Raw genomic sequence first — 21,228 nt, 5'->3', positions numbered from 1 at the left:
AATTTCCACCATCCAGGCGGCGTTCGTGCCGCCTGGGTTTTTCATCTGTTCATGAACGAAGAGAGCCGCCTTCGATGTCAGGCACCTGGATGACGACGCGCGCCTGGCTTTTGATGCTGCCACTGCTCGTCGTCATGGTCGCGGTGATCGGCTGGCCGCTCGTCGATACGGTCGGCCTATCCTTCACCGATGCCCGGCTGGTCGGCACCGCCGGCCATTTCGTCGGCTTCGACAACTACACCAAAATGCTTTCCAGCTCGAATTTCCAGCGCACGCTGGTCACCACGACATGGTTCGCGGTGGTATCGGTCGCTGCCGAAATGGTCATCGGCGTGCTCGCGGCCCTGCTTCTCAACCAGCATTTTCACGGCCGCACCATTTTGCGCGCATTGCTGATCCTGCCCTGGGCGCTGCCGACGGTGGTCAACGCCACGCTGTGGCGGCTGATCTATAATCCCGAATATGGCGCGCTTAACGCGGCGCTGACGCAGATCGGCCTGCTGGATGCCTACCGCTCCTGGCTAGGCGAACCGGGGACGGCGCTGGCAGCGCTGATCGTCGCCGATTGCTGGAAGAATTTTCCGCTCGTGGCGCTGATCGCATTGGCGGCGCTGCAGGCGGTGCCGCGCGACATCACCGCCGCCTCGCTGGTCGACGGCGCTGGGCCGTTCAACCGGTTCCGCTTCGTCATCCTGCCCTATCTGGCGGGGCCGCTGATGGTAGCGCTGGTGCTGCGCACCATCGAGGCGTTCAAGGTGTTCGACATCATCTGGGTGATGACGCGCGGCGGCCCGGCCAACTCGACGCGCACGCTGTCGATCCTCGTCTACCAGGAAGCCTTTTCGTTCCAGCGTGCCGGGTCGGGCGCGTCGCTGGCGCTGATCGTCACGCTGCTGGTGACGGTTCTGGCCGTCGCTTATGGCGTTTTAGTGCGCAAGACGGCGGGGAGTGCTGCCTGATGGAACACCGGAGCCCGATCTTCACCGTCTTCATCTATGCCTGCGCGCTGCTGCTCGCCGCCGTCATCCTGGCGCCGGTGCTGTGGCTGTTCATCATGAGCATATCGCCGCCGGGAGACCTCGCCGCCAAGCCGTTGCGCTGGTGGCCGCAGCATGCCGATTTTTCACGCTACGGCGTATTGTTGTCGACCGCCGAAAACAGCGCCGGGGCCGCCTTCACCTCTTCGCTCAGGAACAGCATCGAGATCGCGGGCATGGCGACGCTTGCCGCCCTGGCGCTGTCGATCCCCGCAGGCTGGGCGGTGTCGCGCACGCCGTCCGTCGGCTGGTCGCTGTCGATGGTCATCGCCACCTACATGCTGCCGCCGGTGGCGCTTGCGGTGCCGCTCTATATGGGCCTTGCGTATCTCGGCCTGCTCAACAACGTATTCGGCCTGGCGCTGGTCTATCTCACCATCCTCGCGCCCTTCACCACCTGGCTGATGAAATCCGGCTTCGATACCATCCCGCGCGAGATCGAGGCGGCGGCGATGATCGACGGCGCCAGCCTGTTCCAGACATTGCGCATCGTCACCTTGCCGCTGGCAAGTCCGGTGATGGCGACGGCGGCGCTGTTTGCCTTCCTGCTTGCCTGGGACGAATTCTTCTATGCGCTCCTGTTCACCTCGGACCAGCGCGCCAAAACCCTGACGGTGGCCATCGCCGACCTCGCCGGCGGGCGCGTCTCCGACTACGGGCTGATCGCCACGGCCGGCGTGCTCGCCGCGCTGCCGCCGGTATTGGTCGGGCTTTTCATGCAGCGCGCCCTGATCTCGGGCCTGACCAGCGGCGGCGTAAAGGGATGACGACAAGCATGGGCAAAGACCGGCCGGCAGGCCTGGCTGCGATAGACCGCGAGATGGCGCGCCAGCACGGCGATGCACTCGCTTCGTTCGAGCAGGCGGCGGCGGCGGCCGAAAAGATCGGTGCGTCGCTGAAACGCAGCGGCCGCCTGCTGCTGCTCGGCATGGGCGGTTCGCATGCGGTCGGCCGCGCCGTCGAGCCGCTGTACCGCGCCCATGGCATCGACGCCATTGCCGTTCCGCTTTCCGAACAGCTTGGCCAGCCATTGCCGCTCGAAGGCCGCACCGTGCTGGTGACCTCGCAATCCGGCGAGAGCGCGGAGGTGGTTCGCTGGTTCGCCGAAGCCGGCGACGTGCCCGATACGTTTGGCCTGACGCTGGAAGAAAAATCGTTTCTCGGGCGAACGGTGCCGTGTCTGGTCGGGGCCGGCGGCAGCGAACTGGCCTTCGCCGCCACCCGCAGCCTGACCATCAGCTTCGCGCTGCATCTCGCCGTGCTGGCGGCGCTCGGCGACGATCCGTCCGCCGCGCTCGCGGCCCTTCGGACCCCTGAGGAAAAAAACATTGAAGGCGCGATTGCTGCCCTTGCAGGGGTAAAAACCGTCGTCACCTCGGGCCGCCGCTTGCAAGGCCTTGCCGAAGCGCTGGCGCTGGGCCTGACCGAACTGTCGCGGTGCCCTTGTTTTTCGCTGGAAGGCGGGCAGCTTCGCCACGGGCCGATGGAAATGCTGGGACCGGAGGTCGGCGTCGTGCTTTTCCGGGGCGACGACCCGACCGCATCGCTTGTAACCGCCATGGCGATCTCGGCGGTCGAGACCGGCGCGCCGGTTATCCTTTTCGATGCTTCGGGGGCCGAGCCGATCGCGGGTGCAGTCACGCTGGCGTTCAAGCCCGCTTCCGGGCTGGCGGCGATCTTCGCCATGCTGCCGGTTGCGCAGCACCTGATGATCGCCTTCGCCGACGCGCGCGTCGATAATGCCGGAACGCCGGTGCGTTCCACAAAAATCACCCGGAGCGAGTGAATGCGGCCTCTCGCGGTGATCGGCAACGTCAATGTCGACCTGATCCTCGGCCCGGCCAAGCCATGGCCGAAAGCCGGCACGGAAATCATCGTCGATCACGACGAACTGCGCGTCGGTGGCCAGGCCGGCAACAGCGCGCTTGCCTGGCAGGCGCTTGGCGTCGATTTCGCCATCGCCGCCAATGTAGGCACGGACCAGTTCGGCCGCTGGCTGCGCGAGGAATTTGGCCATCGCGCCGAACATTGGCCGGTCAGTACCGAGGGCACGACGCTCTCGGTCGGCATCACCCACCCGGACGGCGAGCGCACCTTCTTCACCACGCGCGGCCACCTGCCGCGCTTCGATCTTGCCGGTGTCCTGTCGGTTCTCGACGGGCCAAAACTTTCCGGCGGCTGGGCGCTGCTGACCGGTTCGTTCCTGACCGACGATCTGACGAAGGACTATGACGCGTTTTTCGACTGGGCCGACCGGCACCGCATCGCGGTCGCGCTCGACACCGGCTGGCCCATGGACGGCTGGACTGGGGCGAACCGCGCCAACGTGAAGACATGGCTTTCGCGCTGCGAACTGGCGCTGTTCAACGAGATCGAAACGACGACGCTGGCCGAACGGGAATGCCCGGAGGAGGCCGCGCGGCAGCTTCGATCCGGCATGAAAAAAGGGGCGGTCGCGGTCGTCAAGCGCGGACCGGATGGCGCAATCGCAATCGGCGCCGACGGGGTTCTGGCCTCGGCTGAGGCTCCCGCCGTAAAGGTCGTCGACACCATCGGCGCGGGCGACGTGTTCAACGCCGCGTTTCTGGCATTCCATGCCGCTGGCCTGCCGCTTGCCGCCTGCCTCGCTGCTGGAACGCAGGTGGCATCGCGGGCGATCTCCACCCATCCCCGCGCCTATGGCGGATTGCAGTCTTTCGAGGTAATCACGGCATGAGCAGGCTTGAAATCCTTAACGTCCGCAAGAACTACGGCAAGGTCGAGACGCTGAAAGGCATCGACATCGCGCTGGAGGACGGCGAGTTCCTGGTGCTGCTCGGGCCTTCCGGCTGCGGGAAGTCCACGCTTCTCAACATCATTGCCGGGCTGGCCGAGGCAACGAGCGGCGACGTGCGCATCGGCGACCGCTCCATCCTTGGCGTCCATCCCAAGGACCGCGACATCGCCATGGTGTTCCAGTCCTATGCGCTCTACCCGAACCTTACCATCCGCCGCAACATCGGCTTCGGGCTGGAAATGCGCAAGGTTCCAGCGGCCGAGCGGGAAAAAGCGGTGAACGAAGCGGCAAGGCTGCTGCAGATCGAGGACCTACTCGACCGCAAGCCGAGCCAGCTTTCCGGCGGCCAGCGCCAGCGGGTGGCGATCGGCAGGGCGCTGGTGCGCAAGCCGCAGGTGTTCCTGTTCGACGAGCCGCTTTCCAACCTCGACGCGAAGCTCCGCCTTGAAATGCGCTCCGAGATCAAGCGCCTGCACACCATGCTGAAGACCACCGTGGTCTATGTCACGCACGACCAGATCGAGGCGATGACGCTGGCGACCCGTATCGCCGTCATGCACGAGGGCCGGATCGAGCAACTCGGCACGCCCGAGGAAATCTACAACCGCCCGGCGACGCTTTATGTGGCGGGTTTTGTCGGCGCGCCGCCGATGAACATGCTGCGGGCAAGCGTCAGCGGCCATAGCTTGACGATAGAGGGCACCGACGCGGCCTTGCCGCTGCCCAGCCGGTTTGCCGGCGCACTCGACGGCGACCGGCAATTGCTGGCCGGGATCAGGCCGGAAACCCTGCGGCTCGCCGCTGCCGGGAAATCGGATTTCTCCTTTACGGCCGAGATCGAAAGCGTCGAACTGACCGGCCCGGAACTGATCGCCGTCGCGCGGATTGGCGGGCAGCGTGTGACGGCCAGCCTGCCGCCGCGATCCCGTGTCGGCATCGGCGAAACGCATGCCTTCGCTTTCGACGAGGAAGCCCTGCATCTGTTCGACCCCACAACCGGTAAGGCCTACTGACGGGTCACCCAACTTTTAGCGTGTCTGACTTCGCCGCCTGCTTTGCTGCCGTGCCGCTTTGGCCCCATCGGCACCAAGCAGCACGCGCACGGCGGTTTCATGAAGCGGCTGTACCGCGCCCTTGACGACATAGTCGAGGCTGGAGCGGTCGGCGATCAGGATCGGCAGGCGCAACGTGCCGACCAGCCCTTCCGCTTCGAAACGGGTGCGCAGAAGTTCGTAGATGCCAGCATTGCCGGTAAACGGCCCGGTGATGAATACCTTCTCGGGGAAAAGCAGCCGGCAGGCGTTGCCCAGCGCGCGCGCCATGAGATCGACGGCGGTCCGGATTTCGGGAATATCCACCAGGTCCATCGTTGCGATCTGACTGGAAAGCAGTTCCTCTTCCACCGAAGCCTCCGGATATTTCTCCCGTATGACCGGCAGCAGCGCCGATAGCGAAACGGCCGTTTCGAGGCAGCCCCGGTTGCCGCAACCGCAGGGGCGGTCCTTGAGGACATTGAAACGCCAATGGCCGATTTCGCCGAACGGGCCGCCCTGGTGCATCGGCGAATCGCCGCCGGCGCGGTAGGCGAGGCCGACACCCCAGCCCCAGTGCAGGATGAAGACGCCTTCGATCGCACTGTTTCCGGCGGCGGCGTAGCGGGCACTCAACTCGACATCCAGTTGGCGAAACAGGAACACGCGCGGCGTGATGCCTTCGAGCGCCTCGCCGACATCGAAGTCGCGAACGTTCGGCCAGCGCGACGTCAAGATCCAGGTCCGCGTCTTCACGTCTACGATGCCCGAAACGGTAACCGACGTTCCGATGTGGCGCATGCCCGGCGGGCAGTTTTCGTTCAGAACGGCGACAAGCCCCCGCATCGCCGCCGTCATGCGGGCTTTGTCGGCATCGGCCGGGACATGGGCGGTTTGCCGGGCGAGGACATTTCCCCGAAAATCAACCAGGACGCCGATCAGTTCCTGGCTGGAAACGTGAAGGACGGTCGCGCCCGCGCAGCCGGGGTTCAAGACGATGTGCGCCGGCGGCCTGCCGCGGCCGCTCGCCTGGCCGACGCTTTGCTCGATGATGCCCCTGCCGATCAGGTCGGCGATGGCGCGCGACGTCGCCATCGAGGTCATGTCCAGTTCGGCGGCGAGCGCCGCGCGGGATTTGCCGCCGCCATCGTGCAGGTTGGCGATGACGCGCGCGCAGTCGCGCTGATGGGCGTCCGCGAAATCGGTGGTATCGAGCGTCAGCATGCCGGGTAACTTTCAATTCTCTTTTCGGATAACATTATTCAAAAATTTCTTGCAAGCGGTTTCGACCCGTGTAGTGTTTGGACAGCGCAACATTGGCGATCGGCAGCATCATGCTCACTTCCGGCCTGGTCGACATGCAGATCAACGGCTTCGCCGGCGTCGATTTCAACTCGGACACATTGACGGCGGCGGAACTCGACAGCGCGCTGGAGGCCCTTCTGGCGTGCGGCGTGACAACTTGCCTGCCGACGGTCATCACTGCAAGGCCGGATGAATTGGCGGCGCGATTCAGCGCCCTGGACAAAGCGGTTTCCGAGAGCCGCCTCGGCCCGCTCATGTGCCCCGGCTATCATCTGGAAGGCCCTTTCCTCAATCCCGCCCCCGGCTATTGCGGATGCCATCCGGCATCGGCGATGACGGCTGCCGACCCCGCACTCATCGATCGCCTGCAGCGGCTGCTGGCGCGCCCGATCCTGTTGACGACGCTGGCGCCCGAAGTGGAAGGCGGCATCGCCTTCATACGGGCCATGAAGCGGCACAACATCCTTGTTTCGGTCGGCCACTCGGCCTGCGGCTTCGATCTTGCAACGCAGGCCGCGGATGCGGGCGCCGCCCTTTCCACCCATCTCGGCAACGGGGTGCCGCAAACCCTGCCGAAGCTGGACAATACCCTGTTTGCCCAACTGGCCGAAGACCGCCTCGCCGCGACGTTCATCGCCGACGGGATTCACGTTCCGCCAGGCGCTTTGAAAGCTCTTATACGGGCAACGGGGCTGGAGCGGTCGATCCTCGTCACCGATGCCGTTTCGGCAGCGCGTGCGCCGCGCGGCCTTTACCAATTTGCCGGGATGCAGGTCGAGAGCCACGCCGACGGTTCGGTTCGCGTTCCGGGCGGTGTTGGCCTTGCCGGCTCGGCGCTATGCTTGGACGACGCCGTGCGCAATCTGGTGCGCTGGGGCATCGCCGGTTTCGCGCAGGCCGTCGACATGGCTTCGACCAACGCGATGGCGCTGCTCCAGCCCGTTCTGGACGCGCATGGCTTTCGCCTGCCCGCGAGCGAGATCGAGTGGACACCTGACATGACCGTCGCCCGCGTGCGGGTCGGCGAAGAAGAACGCAAATACGATCGGCAAACGACAAAATGGGAAGGAAAACAGCCATGACTGCTCATGAATTCAAGGTAAGCCGCCGCACCGTTCTTGGCGGCATCGGCGGCACGTTCCTCGCCGGAACGACGGGGGCCTGGGCGCAATCGCCCAAACTGCCGGCCTCGCCCGTCACCATCTCGGTGATGGACGTGGGCGGCGCGCTGGCGCTTTCGCAGCCGGCGTTCGAGGACTACGCCAAAAAATATCCCGAGCGCGCCGAGCGCATCGTGTTCACCAAGGCGCCGGTGACCGAGCTTGCCGGAAAGCTGCGCGCGCAGCAGGCAGCGAACCGCGTCGATATCGACATGGTGCTGACCGGGTCCGACGGGCTGGCCGCAGGCCTTGCCAACGACACATGGATAAAACTGCTGCCGGACTATAACGACAAGTTTCCCAATATCGAGGACAACTACGAACCCGCCGCATTGGCGCTGCACAAGAAGCAGGGCGCGGGATTTGGCGTCGTGGTCAATTACTATCCCTCCGGCCCGCTGATCGAATACGCGCCCGAGCGGGTGAAGGACGTTCCGGATTCGGCCGAGGCGCTGCTTGCCTGGGCGAAGGCCAATCCGGGCCGCTTCATGTATGCTCGGCCCACCAATTCCGGCCCCGGCCGCACCTTCATGATGGGCCTGCCCTATCTGCTCGGCGACAAGGACCCGCAGGACCCCGTCGACGGCTGGGAGAAAACCTGGGCCTATCTGGCCGAGATCGGCCAGTATATCGACTATTACCCGGCCGGCACCGGCGTCACCATGAAGGAATTCGGGGAAGGTAGCCGCGACATCATCATTTCGACCACGGGATGGGACATCAATCCGCGCGCACTTGGCATCGTGCCGGAATCGGCGAAGATCGGCACGCTCAAGGGCTTTCACTGGGTTTCGGACGCCTTTTTCATGTGCGTTCCCAAAGGCATTTCCGACGACAAGCTCGCCGTGGTGCTCGACCTGATGGCGCACCTGCTCACCCCCGAGGCGCAGGCCTATTCCTATGACGAGGGCTATCTCTACCCCGGCCCGGCTGTGAAGAACGTGCCTGTCTCCATGGCGCCGCAGCACAGCCAGGACATCGTCAAGCGCTACGGAAGGGACGAATATGCCGGCCTCATCGCCGATAACCCGATCGAACTGCCGCTGCCGCCGGAAAAGATGATCGTCGCCTTCCGCAAATGGGACGAACTGGTCGGTGCCAAGAAGTCCTGAGGCTTCGCTCAATAGCGGCCGGCCGCTTTCTGCGGTCGGCCCTTTTTGTGCGTGCACCCGCGTGAAGCGGAAGGCTTCGTCCGGCGTTCCATCTGTCCGGCGTGAGGTACTCGTTTTTCGTTGCCTTCGAATACTAATAGACTAATATATCATTTGGCCAGAGGAGCCGGGCGAAAGCGCAGCAACGCCGCTTTGCCATGAGAAACTTGAGGAGGACGACGATGTTCACGATTTCACGCCGCCAGGCGCTTGGCGGGCTGGCCGGTTTTGCCGCGCTGCCCTTTGGCAGGGCATTCGCCGATGAGCTTGCCCTTCCCACTTCGCCGGTGGCGCTCAACATCATCGACGTTGCGGGCAATCTGCAGCTTACCCAGGCGGCAATCGAGAAATTCGCCAAGGAAAATCCGGAAATCGTTTCCAAGATCACCTTCTCGCGCGCGCCGTCGCCCGAACTGCCGGCCAAGCTTGCCGCGCAGCAGGCGGCCAACCGGGTCGACATCGACCTGGTGCTGACGGGGCCGGGCGCCATGTCGGACGGCATCACGCAGGGTCTGTGGATCGACGTGTGGACGAAATATCCTCAGGCGCTGCCCAAGGCCGAGGACGTCTATCACGAGAGCGCCTTGATGATGCAGAAGAATTTTGGCCAGAACGAAGGCGTGGCCGTCGTCTATTCGCCGTCGGGGCCGCTGTTCGAGTATGCGCCCGACAGGGTCAAGACGATCCCCAAGAATGCCGAGGAACTGCTGGCATGGGTAAAGGCCAATCCCGGCAAGTTCTGCTATGCGCGGCCGGTAAACTCGGGGCCGGGCTGGACCTTCCTGATGGCCATGCCCTACATCCTCGGCGATAAGGATCCGTCCGACCCGATCAATGGCTGGGAGAAGACCTGGGCCTATCTGAAGGAAATGGACGAAGGCATCGACTACTATCCGTCCGGCACCACGGTGACGATGAAGGAACTGGCCGAGGGCACCCGCGACATGATCGTGTCTACCTTCGGCTGGGATATCAACCCGCGCGTGCTGGGCATCGTGCCGAAGGAGATCGAGACGTTTGCGCTGGAAGGCACGCATTGGGTGCCAGACACGCAGTTCATGTGCATTCCCAAGGGCGTGGCCGACGACAAGGTCGCGGTGCTGGTCAAGCTCATGGCCTTCATGCTCGAGCCGGCGCAACAGGCCTACACTTACGACAAGGGCTATTTCTATCCCGGCCCGGCGGTCAAGGACGTGCCGCTCAGCGCAGCACCCAAGGAAAGCCAGGATGCGATCGCCGAATTCGGCCGTCCGCAATATGACGAGCTGATCAAGAAGTTCCCGGTCGAAGCGCCCCTGAAGCCGGCAGCGCTGGTTGCCGCCTTCGAGAAATGGGACCGCGAGGTCGGCGCCAACAAGACGAAGTAGCGGACTGATGCGGTTTGCCGTTATCGGCATCGATCATCGTCATGTCTATGACCTGATCGGTGGGCTTCTGGATGCCGGCGCGGAGTGCGCCGGCTACTATCCCGCGACGACCGATCCCAAGGTAGCCGCCGGCATCACCGAGCGTTTCCCGAAGATCGCGGCGGTCGAGCGGCAGCGCCTGCTCGACGACCCCGCCGTCGATCTCGTCGTCACGGCCGCTGTCCCGTCGGACCGGGCCGGCATTGCCATCGAGGCGATGCGGCACGGCAAGGACGTTTTGGCCGACAAGCCCGGCCTGACCACGTTCGAGCAGGTTGCCGCAGTGCGGCAGGCGGTGCGCGACACGGGACGCATTTTTTCGATCTGCTTTTCCGAGCGCTTCCTGACGCGGGCCTCGACGCTGGCGACGAAGCTGGTAATGGACGGCGCCATCGGCGAGGTCATCCATGTGACTGGCCTGGGTCCGCACCGCCTCAACCGACCGCTGCGCCCGGCGTGGTTTTTCGATCCGGCGAACTATGGTGGCATTCTCGTCGATATCGCCTCGCATCAGATCGACCAGTTCCTGTTCTATACTGGCTCTTCCGATGCCCGTATCGTATCGAGCGCCATCGGCCATTACGGCGCACCCGATATCCCGGATTTCCAGGATTTCGGCGATGTGTTGCTGCGCTCCGATAAAGCGAGCGGTTATATCCGCGTCGACTGGTTCACCGCTGACGGACTGCCGACCTGGGGCGACGGGCGGTTGATCCTGCTCGGCACCAAGGGCACGATCGAACTGAGGAAATATGTCGACATCGCCGGGCGACCCGGCACCGATCATGTGTTCATGGTCGACGGCCAAGGCACGCGCCATTTCGATGCGTCGGGCGAAAAGATCAGCTATTTCGAACGCCTGCTCGCCGATGTGCGGGATCGCACCGAAACCGCGACGGCGCAGGAACATGTCTTCACCGTCTGTCGGCTGGCGCTTGAGGCGCAGGCCGGGGCCGTCGTCGTGACGGCCAAGGAAAGGAACGCGCGATGAGCAGGCTACGTGTCGCCATGATCGGCCTCGGTCCGGCGGCGCTGCCGCATGCGAAGAGCCTCGTCGATCTTGCCGACATCATCGAGCTGAAATGGGCGGCCAGCCGCAGCCAGGCGACGGCAGACGCCTTTGCTGGCCAGTTTCCCTTCCCCGTGACGACCGACATCGCCGCCGCGATTGCCGATCCGGAAGTCCAGGCGGTGCTGGTGCTGACGCCGGCCAACGCGCATCTGGCAGTAGCCGAGGCAGCCCTTGCCGCCGGCAAGCATGTGCTCGTGGAAAAGCCCCTGGAAACGACGCTGGCGCGTGCCGAAAATCTGGTGGCGCTGGGGCGCAAGACGGGCCTGCTTCTTGGCGTCGTGCTGCAACACCGGTTCCGACCGGCCAGCCTGCGGCTGCGCGAAATACTGGCCGCAGGCGCCATCGGCACGGTCGAGGCAGCCAGCTTGCGTGTTCCGTGGTGGCGACCGCAGGCCTATTACGATGCGGCCGGCCGCGGCAGTTTCGCGCGGGACGGCGGCGGCGTTTTGTTGTCGCAGGCGATCCATGTCATCGACCTGTTCCGCTCGCTGCTGGGAGAGGTCGATGTGCTGGCCTCGCAGGTGCGGACGACCAGCCTGCACAAGATGGAAGCCGAGGATCATGTCACCGCCCTGATGCGACTCGACAACGGCGCACCGGCTTCGCTGCTGGCGACCACCGCAGCCTATCCCGGTTCGCCTGAAACCATGGAGATCATCGGCTCGCTCGGCACGGCCACTCTGACCGGCGGCGCGCTGCACGTTGCCTGGCTCGACGGGCGCGAAGAGCGTGTCGAGGCGGAAGGGAAGACCGGCAGCGGCGCCGCCATCATGGACTTTCCCCATGACGCGCACCGTGCGCTGATTGCCGATTTCGCCGATGCGGTTGCGCAAGGCCGTGATCCCGCTGTGACGGGAGAAGAAGCGTTGGCAACGCAACGCCTGATCGCCAGCATCATCCGCGCCGATCCTACCAGCAACCAGCCGGTATAACGCCCCCTTCAAAATCTGAAACGTTTTCGAGACTACCTCAGAAAGCGGTCTTTCCGCCGCGATCATGCGGCGGAAAGACAAGTTCTTGTCAGGTGGAGGCGGGCTGCTGCTTGGCGCGCGCCACGATCTGCGTCGGGTTGACGAAGCGCAGCGCGATCAAGAGCCAGATCAGCGTCGTTATCATGTAGATCACCGCCATCGCGTCGATCGACTGTACGGCGCGAACGCCCGAGGCGAAGACCGAATAATACAGCGCCACGACGAGTGTCTGGCTGGTCGGACCGGCCGTCAGGAAGGTCAGTTCGAACATGCCGATGGTGCGAACCAAAACCAGGAGAAGCGCCGCCAGAATGCCCGGCACCAGCATCGGCAGCAGGACATGGATAAAAAGCTGGAACGTGCTGGCCCCGAAGACGCGCGCCGCCGCCTCGATCTTGGGATCGATCTGCTCGATGAACGGGATCATCACCAGGATGACGAAGGGCACCGTCGGCACGAGGTTGGCCAGCACCACGCCCCAGAACGTGCCGCCCACGCCCGATTGATAGAGCACGGTCGCCAGCGGAATGCCGAAGGTGATCGGCGGAACCAGAAGCGGCAGCAGGAACAGGAGCATGACCAGCTTCTTGCCGGGAAAATCGCGCCGCGCCAGCGCATAGGCCGCCGTGACCCCGAGCAGGCCCGAAAGCGCGACCACGGTGAAGGCGATCTGGAACGTCACGATCAGGATGTCGTAGAGCTGGAATTCCGCCCAGGCGGAGAAATACCAGCGGGTGGTGAAGCCGGCGGGAATCCATGTGCCCAGCCAGCGCGTGCCGAAGGACGACAGGATGACGGTGGCGATCATCGCCGCGAGGTTGAGGATGAAGAAGCCCACCACCACCCATATTGCGGTGATCCAGAGCTTGGCGCCGATGGTTGTATCGCGGATCATGTCAGCCCTTTCCGCCGGTGGTGCTGCCGCGATAGAACAGGTTGCGCAGCATCAGGATGGCGACGACGATGACCAGTTGCACGCCAGCCATGATCATCGCGATGGCCGAAGCCATGGAGTAGTCATATTGCTCGAAGGCGGCCTGGTAGGCCGCGATCGAGATGACGCGCGTCGGACCGGCCGGCGCGCCGAGCAGGATTGCCGACGGGAAGACGGCAAAAGCCTGCACGAAGGAAAGCAGGAAGGCGATGGCCAGGCCGGGGACCAGAAGCGGCAGGAAAACGTAGCGGAAGCGCTGCCAGGAGCGGGCGCCGTGGGTCGCTGCCGCCTGTTCCAGCGCCGGGTCGATGCCCGTCACGTAGGAAAGCGTCAAAAGGAACGTGAACGGGAAGCCGGTGATGATCAGCGAGGCGAAAACGCCCCAGTAATTGTTGGTGAGTTTCACGGGGCTGCCGATGATGCCCAACAGCATGAGCGTGCGGCTGAACCAGCCTTGTGGGCCGAGATAGTTGAGCAGCCCTTCCGCCACCAGCACCGTGCCCAGCGTGACCGGCAGAACGAGGATGGTGGTCAACATGCGCTGGTGCGTCATCAGGCGCACGCGAAAGGCGATGGGCAGCGCCAGCGCCAGGCTGATGACGGTGACCGGCACCGCCAGCCAGAGCGTCGTGGCAATGGTGTTGTAGAGGAACGGATCGGAAAAGAAGCGCTGATAATTGGCGAGCATCCCGCCTTCCTTCGGCTCGAAGGACAGAAGCAGGCCGTAGAGGAACGGGTAGACGAAGATCGCCAGCGTGAACAGGGCGGCGGGAAACACCAGAAGCGTGACGCCATCGATACCGTGCACGGCCAGCCGCTGGCGCAGCGACGGAGGGGGCGTATGATCGAGCGTCGACATCGCCGCCCTCACGCCGCGTAGATCAGGGCGTGGGCAGGATCGATCGAGAGCGAGACCGTGTTTCCGACCGACGCGGCCTGCTTGGCGTGGAAAATAAGCTCCATGCCATCTGCGGCGCGCGCCGTGCCGACGAATTCGCGGCCGCGATATTCGATGGTTTCGACCGTCGCGTCGAGCGTCTTGGCGCCCCTGGCGGTCATGGTGACATCGTCGGCGCGGGCTGCGATCACGGCTTGCGCGCCGATGGCGAGATCGTCGCGCAACCTGCCGGAAAGGCTGACGTCGCCGACTTTGACCGTGCCGATGTCGCCGTCGCGTGCCGTGACCTTGCCGGTGAGCCGGTTGCGGTAGCCCATGAATTCGGCAACGTCGAGATGGTCGGGGCTTTCGTAGAGATCGCGCGGCGCGCCGACCTGCCGGATCTTGCCGTCGCTCAAAACGATGATGCGGTCGGCAAGCGACAAGGCCTCGTCCTGGTCGTGGGTGACGTAAAGCGTGGTGGCCCCCAACTGGTTGTGGATGCGCCGGATTTCGGCGCGCATCTCGAGGCGAAGCTTGGCATCGAGGTTGGAGAGCGGCTCGTCCATCAGCACCAGCGGCGGCTCGATGACAATGGCGCGGGCAATCGCCACGCGCTGCTGCTGGCCGCCGGACAATTGGCCGGGAAGCTTGTGCCCCTGTGTCTCCAGCCGCACCAGTCCCAGCGCCTCGTCGACGCGCTTGGCGATTTCGGCCTTGGGCGTGCCGCGCATCTTCAGGCCGAAGCCGATATTGGCCCTGACCGTCATATGCGGGAACAGGGCATAATTCTGGAAGACCATGCCGAAGCCGCGGTCTTCCGGCTTCAACTGGTCGATGCGCTTGTCATCGAGATAGATGCTGCCGCCGGTGGTGGAAAGCAGACCTGCGATGCAGTTCAGCGCGGTCGACTTGCCGCAGCCGGAAGGGCCTAGCAGGGCGATGAATTCCCCCTTGCGGACGGTCAGCGAAACGTCACTCAGCGCGCTCACCGAGCCGAACTTTCGGCTCATGTGATCGAGGCGGAGTTCGTCGAATTTCGACGAGGCAAGCAGCATCCGTTCGTAACCCCATTGTTGCAAACGATCCGGGCGGCATGCCCGGATCGTGTCAAGTGCCGACCGTCAGAGACGCGTCATTTCGCGATGGCGGCGACCTGTTCGTCCCAGATGCGGAATGCCGTGACCATGTCCGAGGGCTGCAGCGGCAGTTCGATCGGATTGTTGGCGATCAGGTCGGCATATTCTGGCCGGCCATACTCGGCGATTGCGTCCTGGCTTTCCTGCGGGGCCATGTCGAGCGTGACGCCCTTGACCGCCGGGCCCGGATAGAAATAGCCCGCATCATAGGTGTAGGCCTGCTGCTTGGGGGTCAAAAGGAAGGTCATCAAATCCTTCAGCACCGCCATCTTTTCTTCGCTGACGCCTTTTGGCACGCACATGTAATGGGCGTCGGCGACCCAATGGAAGCCTTTCAGCGCCGCAACCTTGGCTTCTTTCGGCACGACGCCGAGAACGCGCGGGTTGATGTCCCAGCCGGTCGTCGTCACCGTCATGTCGCGCGTGCCTTCACCGAGTTCCTTCATCAAGGCGCCGGTGCCGGTCGGATAGTACTCGATGTATTTGTGCAATTCCTTGAGGTAGGCCCAGGTCTTGTCCCAGCCCTTGACCGGATCGTTGGCATCGGTGTCGCCGAGCAGGTAGGGAAGGCCCATCAGGAAGGTGCGGCCGGGGCCGGAATTGGCCGGGCGTGCATAAAGGAACTTGTTCGGATTTTCCTTGGCCCAGGCCAGAAGCTCCTCCGCCGTGGTCGGCACCGTCTTGACCTTGTCGGGCATGTATTCGAGCAGCGGCCCGGACGGATAATAGGTGACGACGACGCCATGGTCCTTGGCCAGCGACTGCATGCGCACTGCCGGCTCCTGATAGATATCGGCCAGATTCGGCAAGGCGCCCGATTCATCCGGCAAAAGCTTGACCCACAAATCCATCTCCAGGCCCGCCGACAACGCATCCGTTCCGGTGAGCACGAGGTCGATGTCAACGCGGTCCGCCGCCTGCTGCGCCTTGATCTTGCCCGGAAGCTCCGGCGCGGGCGCCTTGGTGAATCCGATGTTCGACACCCATTCCGGCTTGGCTGTCTTGTAGTTCTCGATCGCCTTTTGGGTCAGCGCCAGATTGCCGGCGACGTCGACGACATTGATGGAAACGGGCGAGGTCGGCGCCTTGGCGGCCCCGGTAGCAGCGGTTTGGGCAAAGGCGCGCATAGCCGGCAGCGCCGCCATGCCGGCCAATCCGCCCACTGCCTGCCTGCGGGTGATCTTGATCATCTTCATCTCCTCCACTGGGTGATCCTGTCTTGTCGGGCAGGGTTTCAGTTTTGATATATTAATCTACCAGTCACTAAAGACAACCGCTTTCTGTTCGATTGCCTCACCGCCGGTCGGCCCATCGCGCCACCGTGGCGGATGCGCCGTCGTTCAACAAGTCGGTCAATGCGGATTCGACGGCAGCCCGAAATTCCGGCATGGCCGCAAGGTCGGTGCCAAAAACCTGCTCCAGGCGCAGAAAGGCAGCCGCCAGCTCGGCAGCCGAGCCGGCTCCTTGCGCGCGGTCGCGCATGGTTTCGGCGAGCGGATCGCGCACGTCGATGCGATTGCCCTTTTCGTCCGTGCCTGCTGCATAGCGCATCCAGGCCGCGACACCGAGCGCGAGCCGCGCAAACGGCGCCTTCGCCGCGATCCGGTCGCGGATGGTGTGGAGAAGCCGTTGCGGAAGCTTCTGGGAGCCGTCCATGGCGATCTGCCATGTGCGGTGGCGCAGCGCCGGATTCCGGAAACGCGCCAAGAGTTCCGCCTTGTAGGCGTCGAGGTCTATTCCGGCGAGCCGGGGCAGGGTCGGCGTGACCTCATCGTCCATCAACGCTTCGACCAGCGGGCCGAAGCCGGGCGCCGCCATCGCATCCGACACGGTTTCATGGCCGGCGAGATAGCCGAGATAAGCGAGCGTGGAGTGGCTACCGTTGAGCAGCCGGAGCTTCATCAACTCATAGGCGTCCACATCCTTGACGAAGGTCGCGCCGACCTGCTCCCATTGCGGCCGCCCCGACGGAAAGTCGTCCTCGATCACCCATTGCGAGAACGGTTCGGTGACGATCGGCCAGGCATCTTCCATGCCGAGCGCCTCGGCAACGGAATTGCGGTCGCCATCCGTGGTCGCGGGTACGATGCGGTCGACCATGGTCGACGGGCAGGCGATTTCATCGGCGACATAACGGCCGAGATCGGGGTCGCGCAGTTCCGCGAAACGCGAAACGACGCGCTTCAGCGTCCGGCCATTGGCCGGCAGGTTGTCGCATGACAGCAGCGTGAACGGTGCGCTGCCTGCGGCGCGCCGGCGCGCAATCGCCTCGACGATGAATCCGGCCGCCGTGCGCGGCGCACCCGGCGAGGCGAGGTCGTGGCAAATGTCGGGATGCGCTTCGTCGAGGACGCCGGTTGCCGGCGCATGGCAGTAGCCTTTTTCGGTGACCGTCAGAGACACGATCTTGACTTGGCGGTGCGTCAGCGCGGCAAGCAGCGCCTCGGGGTTCTCCGGGGCGACAAGCAGGCCCGCGCTGGAGCCGATGACGCGTAGTCGTTCGCCGTCGCCGTCGCGCGCAACCACCGTGAAGAGCCCGTCCTGCGGGGCCAGCGCGTCGCGCGTATCGGCGCTGCGCAGCGATGCGCCGACAATGCCCCAGCGCAGATCGCCCTTGCCCAGCACCGTATCGGTATAGACGGCCTGGTGCGCGCGGTGGAATGCGCCGATGCCGAGATGCACGATCCCTGCCTGCATGGCGCTTCGGTCATAGGCGGGGCGTGCGATCCCCGCCGACAGGTCGTCAAGGGTTCGATTGGAAAGCCGCTGCGCCATGGTCAAAGCCGGTAGGCTTGCTTGGCCAGGCGGTAGGCGAGATCGTGCGCCACCTCCTGCGCCTCATCCTCGTCGAGCCGGTGGTCGGCCACCAGTTCGGCCAGGAAATTGCAGTCGACGCGCCGCGCCATGTCGTGGCGCGCGGGGATCGAGCAGAAGGCGCGGGTGTCGTCGTTGAAGCCGACCGTGTTGTAGAAGCCGGTCGTCTCCGTGGTAAGCTTGCGAAACCGGTACATGCCTTCGGGGCTGTCGAAAAACCACCAGGGCGGGCCGAGCCGCAAGGCCGGATAATGCCCGGCAAGCGGCGCAAGCTCGCGCCCGTAGACCGTCTCGTCCAGCGTGAACAGGATCAGCGTCAGGCGCGTGTCGTTGCCGAAAGCGTCGAGGAGCGGCTTGAGGTCGTGCACATAGTCGGTCCGGGTGGGAATATCGGCGCCCTTGTCGAAGCCGAATTCGGAAAAAACCTGCGGGTTGTGGTTGCGGAACGAACCGGGGTGGATCTGCATGACCAGACCGTCCTCGACGCTCATGCGCGCCATTTCCGTCAGTATCTGCGCACGGAACAGGTCGGCGTCCTGCGGCGAGACATCGGCCTTCAGCACCCGGTCGAACAGGGCTTGCGCGTCTGTCTTCGACAGGTCGGCGGTGCGGGCATTGGGATGGCCATGGTCGGTCGAGGTCGCGCCGCGATCCTTGAAATAGGCGCGGCGGATGCGGTGCGCCTCCAGATAGCCGGCATAGCTGGTGGGCGTTCCGGCCAACGCCAGGAACCGCTCGACCTCGGCACGAAAACCCTTGCGCGCCGGATCGACGACGGCATCGGGCCGATAGGCCGGCACAACCCGCCCGTCCCAGCCGGAAGCCTTGATCGCGTCATGCGCGGCAAGTGCATCGGTGGCGGCGTCCGTCGTCGAGATGGCTTCGATGTTGAAGCGCTTGTAGAGCGCGCGCGGGCGCATTTGCGGCTGTTCGAGTTGTTCGGCGATGCGGTCGTACAGCCGGTCGGCATTTTCCGCGCCAAGCCGCTCTTCGATCCCGAACACCGTTTCCAGCGAATGCTCGAACCAAAGTCGTGTCGGGGTTCCTCGGAAAAGGGCGTAATTCTCGGCGAAACGGCGCCAGATCTTGCGCGGATCGGTTTCGATCGGGCCGCCATCCAGCCGCGGCACGCCGAAATCCTCCATGCGCATTCCCTGGGAGTAGAACATGCGCAAAATATAGTGATCGGGCTTGACGAACAGCGTGGCGGGGTCCGGGAACGGCAGGTCGTGCGCATACCACTCCGGCTCGGTATGGCCGTGCGGGGAGATGATCGGCAGGGCATGCACGCTTTGATAGAGGCGTCTCGCGATGGAGCGGACGGTGGGGTCCGGCGAAAAAAGCCTGTCAGGGTGGAGCGGCATTGCAAATCCTTGGCGTCGGGCAGTGAAGCGGCATTCGGAACGGAGGGGCGACCAAACGCCCGCGATCATAATGTGGGATGAAGCGGCGTTCCGATATTGGCGAACTGTAAGGAATAATATATTAATATGTCAACTGGTCGAAGATCGGAGATCGAGGAATGAAATCAGCAAAGGCGCGTGAGAACGTTGCGGGCTCCGAGCCGGCCGCTGTTCCCGCCGCTCCGGCTCGAGCGAAGATGCGGCCGTCCGGTATCGTGCGCACCACCGCCGCATCGGCGGTTTACCGCGAACTGCATGCGGCGATCGTATCCATGCAGATAAAGCCCGGCAACGCCTTGAACGAAAAAGCCCTGACCGAGCGCTTCGGGGTCAGCCGGACGCCGGTGCGCGAGGCGCTGATTCGCCTGGTCGAGGACGGGCTGGTCAACATCTACCCGCAGTCGGGAACTTTCGTCGCGCCGATCCCGATCTCGCTCATCCCCGAGGCTGTCGTCATCCGCAAGGCGCTGGAGGGTGCTACCGTCGAAAAGGCCGCGCAATGCGCGACGAGCGAAGACGTGGCGCTGCTCGACGAGATACTGGCGCGGCAGCGGTTCCTTGCCGAGCGCCAGGACATGAACGGCTTTCACGAGGCCGACGAGGCGTTTCACGAGGCGATTGCCAAGATCGCCAGCTATTCCGGCATCTGGGACTATCTGAAGCCGGTCAAGGTGCAGATCGACCGCGCGCGGCGCATGACGCTGCCCGCACTTGGCCGCATGGACCACGTGATCGGCGAGCACGCGATCATTCGCAACGCCATTGCGGCGCATGACGTGAACGCCGCCTGCGAAGCCATGAAAATCCATCTTGGCGCGGTCATTCCCGATGTGGAGCAGTTGCGCGATACCTACCCCGACTGGTTTGTCTGATCGGACCGGTCCCTAAAATAGTTTGGAGATTGAACGAATGCGTGAGGCATGGAGATGGTTTGGACCGGATGCGGGGGTTCCGCTCGATGCCGTGCGTCAGGCCGGCGCCACCGATATCGTATCGGCCCTGCACGAAGTGCCGATCGGGCGCGCCTGGACCAAGGCGGAGGTGGCGGCGCGCAAGGCGATGATCGAGGATACGCCGCCCGGCCGCTCGCCGCTTACTTGGTCGGTCGTTGAAAGCATACCGATCCCCGACGCCGTCAAGCGCCACGGCGGTGAGGCCAAAGCCGAGATCGAAGCCTGGATCGCCAGCATGGAAGCGGTCGCGGCCAACGACATCCGCATCATCTGCTTCAACTTCATGCCGCTGGTCGACTGGACCCGCACCGACCTCGACTATGAATTGCCAAGCGGCGCGACGGCGATGCGTTTCGATCAGGACCGGTTTGCCGCCTTCGACCTGCATCTCCTGCAGCGCAAGGGCGCGGAAGCCGACTATTCGAAGGAAGACCGCGAGCGCGCGAAGGCCGTCTTCGAGGCGATGAGCGAAGACGAGGCCGCGGCCCTCGTCGCCAATATCGCCAGCGCGCTGCCCGGCTCGACCACGGAGCCGTTGACGGTCCCGCAATTTCGCGAGCGGCTGGAGCGTTACGCCGGCATCGACGCCGCCAAATTGCGCCGCCACCTCACCGAATTCCTGGCGGCGATCGCACCCGCTGCCGAAGCGAGCGACGTCCGGCTTGCGCTGCATCCCGACGATCCGCCCCGCTCGCTGTTCGGCCTGCCGAGGGTCGCCTCGACCGCAGCCGACTACGACGCGCTGTTCGAAGCGGTGCCGTCGCCTTCCGTCGGCATGTGCTTTTGCACGGGGAGCCTCGGCGTGCGCGCCGACAACGACCTGCCGGCCATGGCGAGGCACTTCGCATCGCGTATCCCCTTCGCGCATTTGCGGGCGACCCGGCGCGAAGGCGACGGCCGCAGCTTCCATGAATCCGCCCATCTGGAGGGCGACGTCGACATGGTCGCGGTCCTGCGCGAATTGCTTGCCGAAGACGGCAAAAGGGCAGCGCACGACAGCATCGTCTTCCGCCCTGACCACGGCCACCGCATGCTGGACGATCTCAGCAAGAAGGTGAACCCCGGCTATCCGGCCATCGGCCGGCTGCGCGGGCTGGCGGAACTGCGCGGCATCATCCACGTGCTTCAGTCGAAGGCCTGACGGAGCGGCAACGCTCCCGGCACCGGCCGCCGGGGGCCTCTTGACACACCTCTGTGCA

The 21,228-nt window shown here is 64.3% G+C and carries 19 protein-coding genes; 12 read left to right on the top strand and 7 right to left on the bottom strand.

Annotated elements, in window-relative coordinates:
- Nucleotides 1-74: 74 nt before the first annotated feature.
- From ACX3P0_RS11735 to ACX3P0_RS11715, 5 genes are read left to right on the top strand one after another with little or no spacing between them, the layout of a single operon-like run.
- Entirely contained in the window at nt 75-959 is an 885-nt protein-coding gene (locus ACX3P0_RS11735; protein ID WP_459088623.1) for a carbohydrate ABC transporter permease, read from the top strand.
- Nucleotides 959-1,804, top strand: coding sequence for a carbohydrate ABC transporter permease (locus ACX3P0_RS11730; protein WP_459088621.1), 846 nt, complete (start codon nt 959-961; stop codon nt 1,802-1,804). The genes ACX3P0_RS11735 and ACX3P0_RS11730 overlap by 1 nt, the downstream gene beginning before the upstream one ends.
- 8 nt (nt 1,805-1,812) lie before the next feature.
- Nucleotides 1,813-2,823, top strand: coding sequence for an SIS domain-containing protein (locus ACX3P0_RS11725; protein WP_459088619.1), 1,011 nt, complete (start codon nt 1,813-1,815; stop codon nt 2,821-2,823).
- Entirely contained in the window at nt 2,824-3,753 is a 930-nt protein-coding gene (locus tag ACX3P0_RS11720) for a PfkB family carbohydrate kinase (RefSeq protein WP_459088617.1), read from the top strand.
- Entirely contained in the window at nt 3,750-4,826 is a 1,077-nt protein-coding gene (locus tag ACX3P0_RS11715; protein ID WP_459088615.1) for an ABC transporter ATP-binding protein, read from the top strand. The genes ACX3P0_RS11720 and ACX3P0_RS11715 overlap by 4 nt, the downstream gene beginning before the upstream one ends.
- Nucleotides 4,827-4,841: 15 nt before the next feature.
- Here the strand turns inward: ACX3P0_RS11715 and ACX3P0_RS11710 are convergent, their stop codons facing one another.
- On the bottom strand, nt 4,842-6,068 hold the full coding sequence (locus ACX3P0_RS11710; RefSeq protein ID WP_459088613.1) for an ROK family transcriptional regulator: 1,227 nt from the start codon (nt 6,066-6,068) through the stop codon (nt 4,842-4,844).
- A 92-nt stretch (nt 6,069-6,160) separates the two neighbouring features.
- Between ACX3P0_RS11710 and ACX3P0_RS11705 the strand changes: the two genes are divergently transcribed.
- The 5 genes from ACX3P0_RS11705 to ACX3P0_RS11685 all read left to right on the top strand — a co-directional run bounded on the left by ACX3P0_RS11705 (nt 6,161) and on the right by ACX3P0_RS11685 (nt 11,870).
- Nucleotides 6,161-7,231, top strand: a complete 1,071-nt coding sequence (locus ACX3P0_RS11705) for an N-acetylglucosamine-6-phosphate deacetylase (protein ID WP_459088611.1) — start codon at nt 6,161-6,163, stop codon at nt 7,229-7,231.
- Entirely contained in the window at nt 7,228-8,421 is a 1,194-nt protein-coding gene (locus tag ACX3P0_RS11700) for an extracellular solute-binding protein (protein WP_459088609.1), read from the top strand. Before ACX3P0_RS11705 ends, ACX3P0_RS11700 begins: the two co-directional genes overlap by 4 nt.
- Before the next feature lie 221 nt (nt 8,422-8,642).
- Complete coding sequence (locus ACX3P0_RS11695) at nt 8,643-9,827, top strand: ABC transporter substrate-binding protein (protein ID WP_459088607.1); 1,185 nt, start codon at nt 8,643-8,645, stop codon at nt 9,825-9,827.
- Nucleotides 9,828-9,831: 4 nt separating this feature from the next.
- Entirely contained in the window at nt 9,832-10,857 is a 1,026-nt protein-coding gene (locus ACX3P0_RS11690) for a Gfo/Idh/MocA family protein (RefSeq protein ID WP_459088751.1), read from the top strand.
- Complete coding sequence (locus ACX3P0_RS11685) at nt 10,854-11,870, top strand: Gfo/Idh/MocA family protein (RefSeq protein WP_459088605.1); 1,017 nt, start codon at nt 10,854-10,856, stop codon at nt 11,868-11,870. Before ACX3P0_RS11690 ends, ACX3P0_RS11685 begins: the two co-directional genes overlap by 4 nt.
- 88 nt (nt 11,871-11,958) lie before the next feature.
- On the opposite strand, the gene ACX3P0_RS11680 is transcribed toward ACX3P0_RS11685, so the two are convergent.
- The 6 genes from ACX3P0_RS11680 to uxaC all read right to left on the bottom strand — a co-directional run bounded on the left by ACX3P0_RS11680 (nt 11,959) and on the right by uxaC (nt 19,037).
- On the bottom strand, nt 11,959-12,804 hold the full coding sequence (locus ACX3P0_RS11680) for an ABC transporter permease (protein WP_459088603.1): 846 nt from the start codon (nt 12,802-12,804) through the stop codon (nt 11,959-11,961).
- Nucleotide 12,805: 1 nt separating this feature from the next.
- Complete coding sequence (locus tag ACX3P0_RS11675) at nt 12,806-13,702, bottom strand: ABC transporter permease (RefSeq protein WP_459088601.1); 897 nt, start codon at nt 13,700-13,702, stop codon at nt 12,806-12,808.
- A gap of 8 nt (nt 13,703-13,710) precedes the next feature.
- A complete protein-coding gene (locus tag ACX3P0_RS11670) occupies nt 13,711-14,778 on the bottom strand; it encodes an ABC transporter ATP-binding protein (protein WP_459088599.1) in 1,068 nt (355 codons plus the stop codon).
- Nucleotides 14,779-14,855: 77 nt separating this feature from the next.
- Nucleotides 14,856-16,046, bottom strand: a complete 1,191-nt coding sequence (locus ACX3P0_RS11665) for an extracellular solute-binding protein (protein WP_459088750.1) — start codon at nt 16,044-16,046, stop codon at nt 14,856-14,858.
- A gap of 106 nt (nt 16,047-16,152) precedes the next feature.
- Complete coding sequence (locus ACX3P0_RS11660; protein WP_459088597.1) at nt 16,153-17,634, bottom strand: mannitol dehydrogenase family protein; 1,482 nt, start codon at nt 17,632-17,634, stop codon at nt 16,153-16,155.
- Between the two features lie 2 nt (nt 17,635-17,636).
- A complete protein-coding gene (gene uxaC / locus ACX3P0_RS11655) occupies nt 17,637-19,037 on the bottom strand; it encodes a glucuronate isomerase (protein ID WP_459088595.1) in 1,401 nt (466 codons plus the stop codon).
- A 158-nt stretch (nt 19,038-19,195) separates the two neighbouring features.
- On the opposite strand from uxaC, the gene ACX3P0_RS11650 reads away from it, so the two are divergent.
- Both ACX3P0_RS11650 and uxuA read left to right on the top strand, forming a co-directional pair.
- Nucleotides 19,196-19,948, top strand: coding sequence for a GntR family transcriptional regulator (locus ACX3P0_RS11650; protein WP_459088593.1), 753 nt, complete (start codon nt 19,196-19,198; stop codon nt 19,946-19,948).
- Between the two features lie 37 nt (nt 19,949-19,985).
- A complete protein-coding gene (gene uxuA / locus ACX3P0_RS11645) occupies nt 19,986-21,170 on the top strand; it encodes a mannonate dehydratase (RefSeq protein WP_459088591.1) in 1,185 nt (394 codons plus the stop codon).
- Nucleotides 21,171-21,228 lie beyond the last annotated feature (58 nt).

The sequence above is a fragment of the Mesorhizobium sp. A556 genome (assembly GCF_054489545.1).
The sequence above is the reverse complement of the archived record's forward strand: the minus strand, read 5'-3'. Positions and strand labels throughout refer to the sequence as shown.

Bases quoted from the DNA above. Each gene is read 5' to 3' on its own strand.
- ACX3P0_RS11735 (WP_459088623.1), top strand. From the start codon at position 75: ATGTCAGGCACCTGGATGACGACGCGCGCCTGGCTTTTGATGCTGCCA.
- ACX3P0_RS11730 (WP_459088621.1), top strand. From the start codon at position 959: ATGGAACACCGGAGCCCGATCTTCACCGTCTTCATCTATGCCTGCGCG.
- ACX3P0_RS11725 (WP_459088619.1), top strand. From the start codon at position 1,813: ATGGGCAAAGACCGGCCGGCAGGCCTGGCTGCGATAGACCGCGAGATG.
- ACX3P0_RS11720 (WP_459088617.1), top strand. From the start codon at position 2,824: ATGCGGCCTCTCGCGGTGATCGGCAACGTCAATGTCGACCTGATCCTC.
- ACX3P0_RS11715 (WP_459088615.1), top strand. From the start codon at position 3,750: ATGAGCAGGCTTGAAATCCTTAACGTCCGCAAGAACTACGGCAAGGTC.
- ACX3P0_RS11710 (WP_459088613.1), bottom strand. From the start codon at position 6,068: ATGCTGACGCTCGATACCACCGATTTCGCGGACGCCCATCAGCGCGAC.
- ACX3P0_RS11700 (WP_459088609.1), top strand. From the start codon at position 7,228: ATGACTGCTCATGAATTCAAGGTAAGCCGCCGCACCGTTCTTGGCGGC.
- ACX3P0_RS11695 (WP_459088607.1), top strand. From the start codon at position 8,643: ATGTTCACGATTTCACGCCGCCAGGCGCTTGGCGGGCTGGCCGGTTTT.
- ACX3P0_RS11685 (WP_459088605.1), top strand. From the start codon at position 10,854: ATGAGCAGGCTACGTGTCGCCATGATCGGCCTCGGTCCGGCGGCGCTG.
- ACX3P0_RS11680 (WP_459088603.1), bottom strand. From the start codon at position 12,804: ATGATCCGCGATACAACCATCGGCGCCAAGCTCTGGATCACCGCAATA.
- ACX3P0_RS11675 (WP_459088601.1), bottom strand. From the start codon at position 13,702: ATGTCGACGCTCGATCATACGCCCCCTCCGTCGCTGCGCCAGCGGCTG.
- ACX3P0_RS11670 (WP_459088599.1), bottom strand. From the start codon at position 14,778: ATGCTGCTTGCCTCGTCGAAATTCGACGAACTCCGCCTCGATCACATG.
- ACX3P0_RS11660 (WP_459088597.1), bottom strand. From the start codon at position 17,634: ATGGCGCAGCGGCTTTCCAATCGAACCCTTGACGACCTGTCGGCGGGG.
- uxaC (WP_459088595.1), bottom strand. From the start codon at position 19,037: ATGCCGCTCCACCCTGACAGGCTTTTTTCGCCGGACCCCACCGTCCGC.
- ACX3P0_RS11650 (WP_459088593.1), top strand. From the start codon at position 19,196: ATGAAATCAGCAAAGGCGCGTGAGAACGTTGCGGGCTCCGAGCCGGCC.
- uxuA (WP_459088591.1), top strand. From the start codon at position 19,986: ATGCGTGAGGCATGGAGATGGTTTGGACCGGATGCGGGGGTTCCGCTC.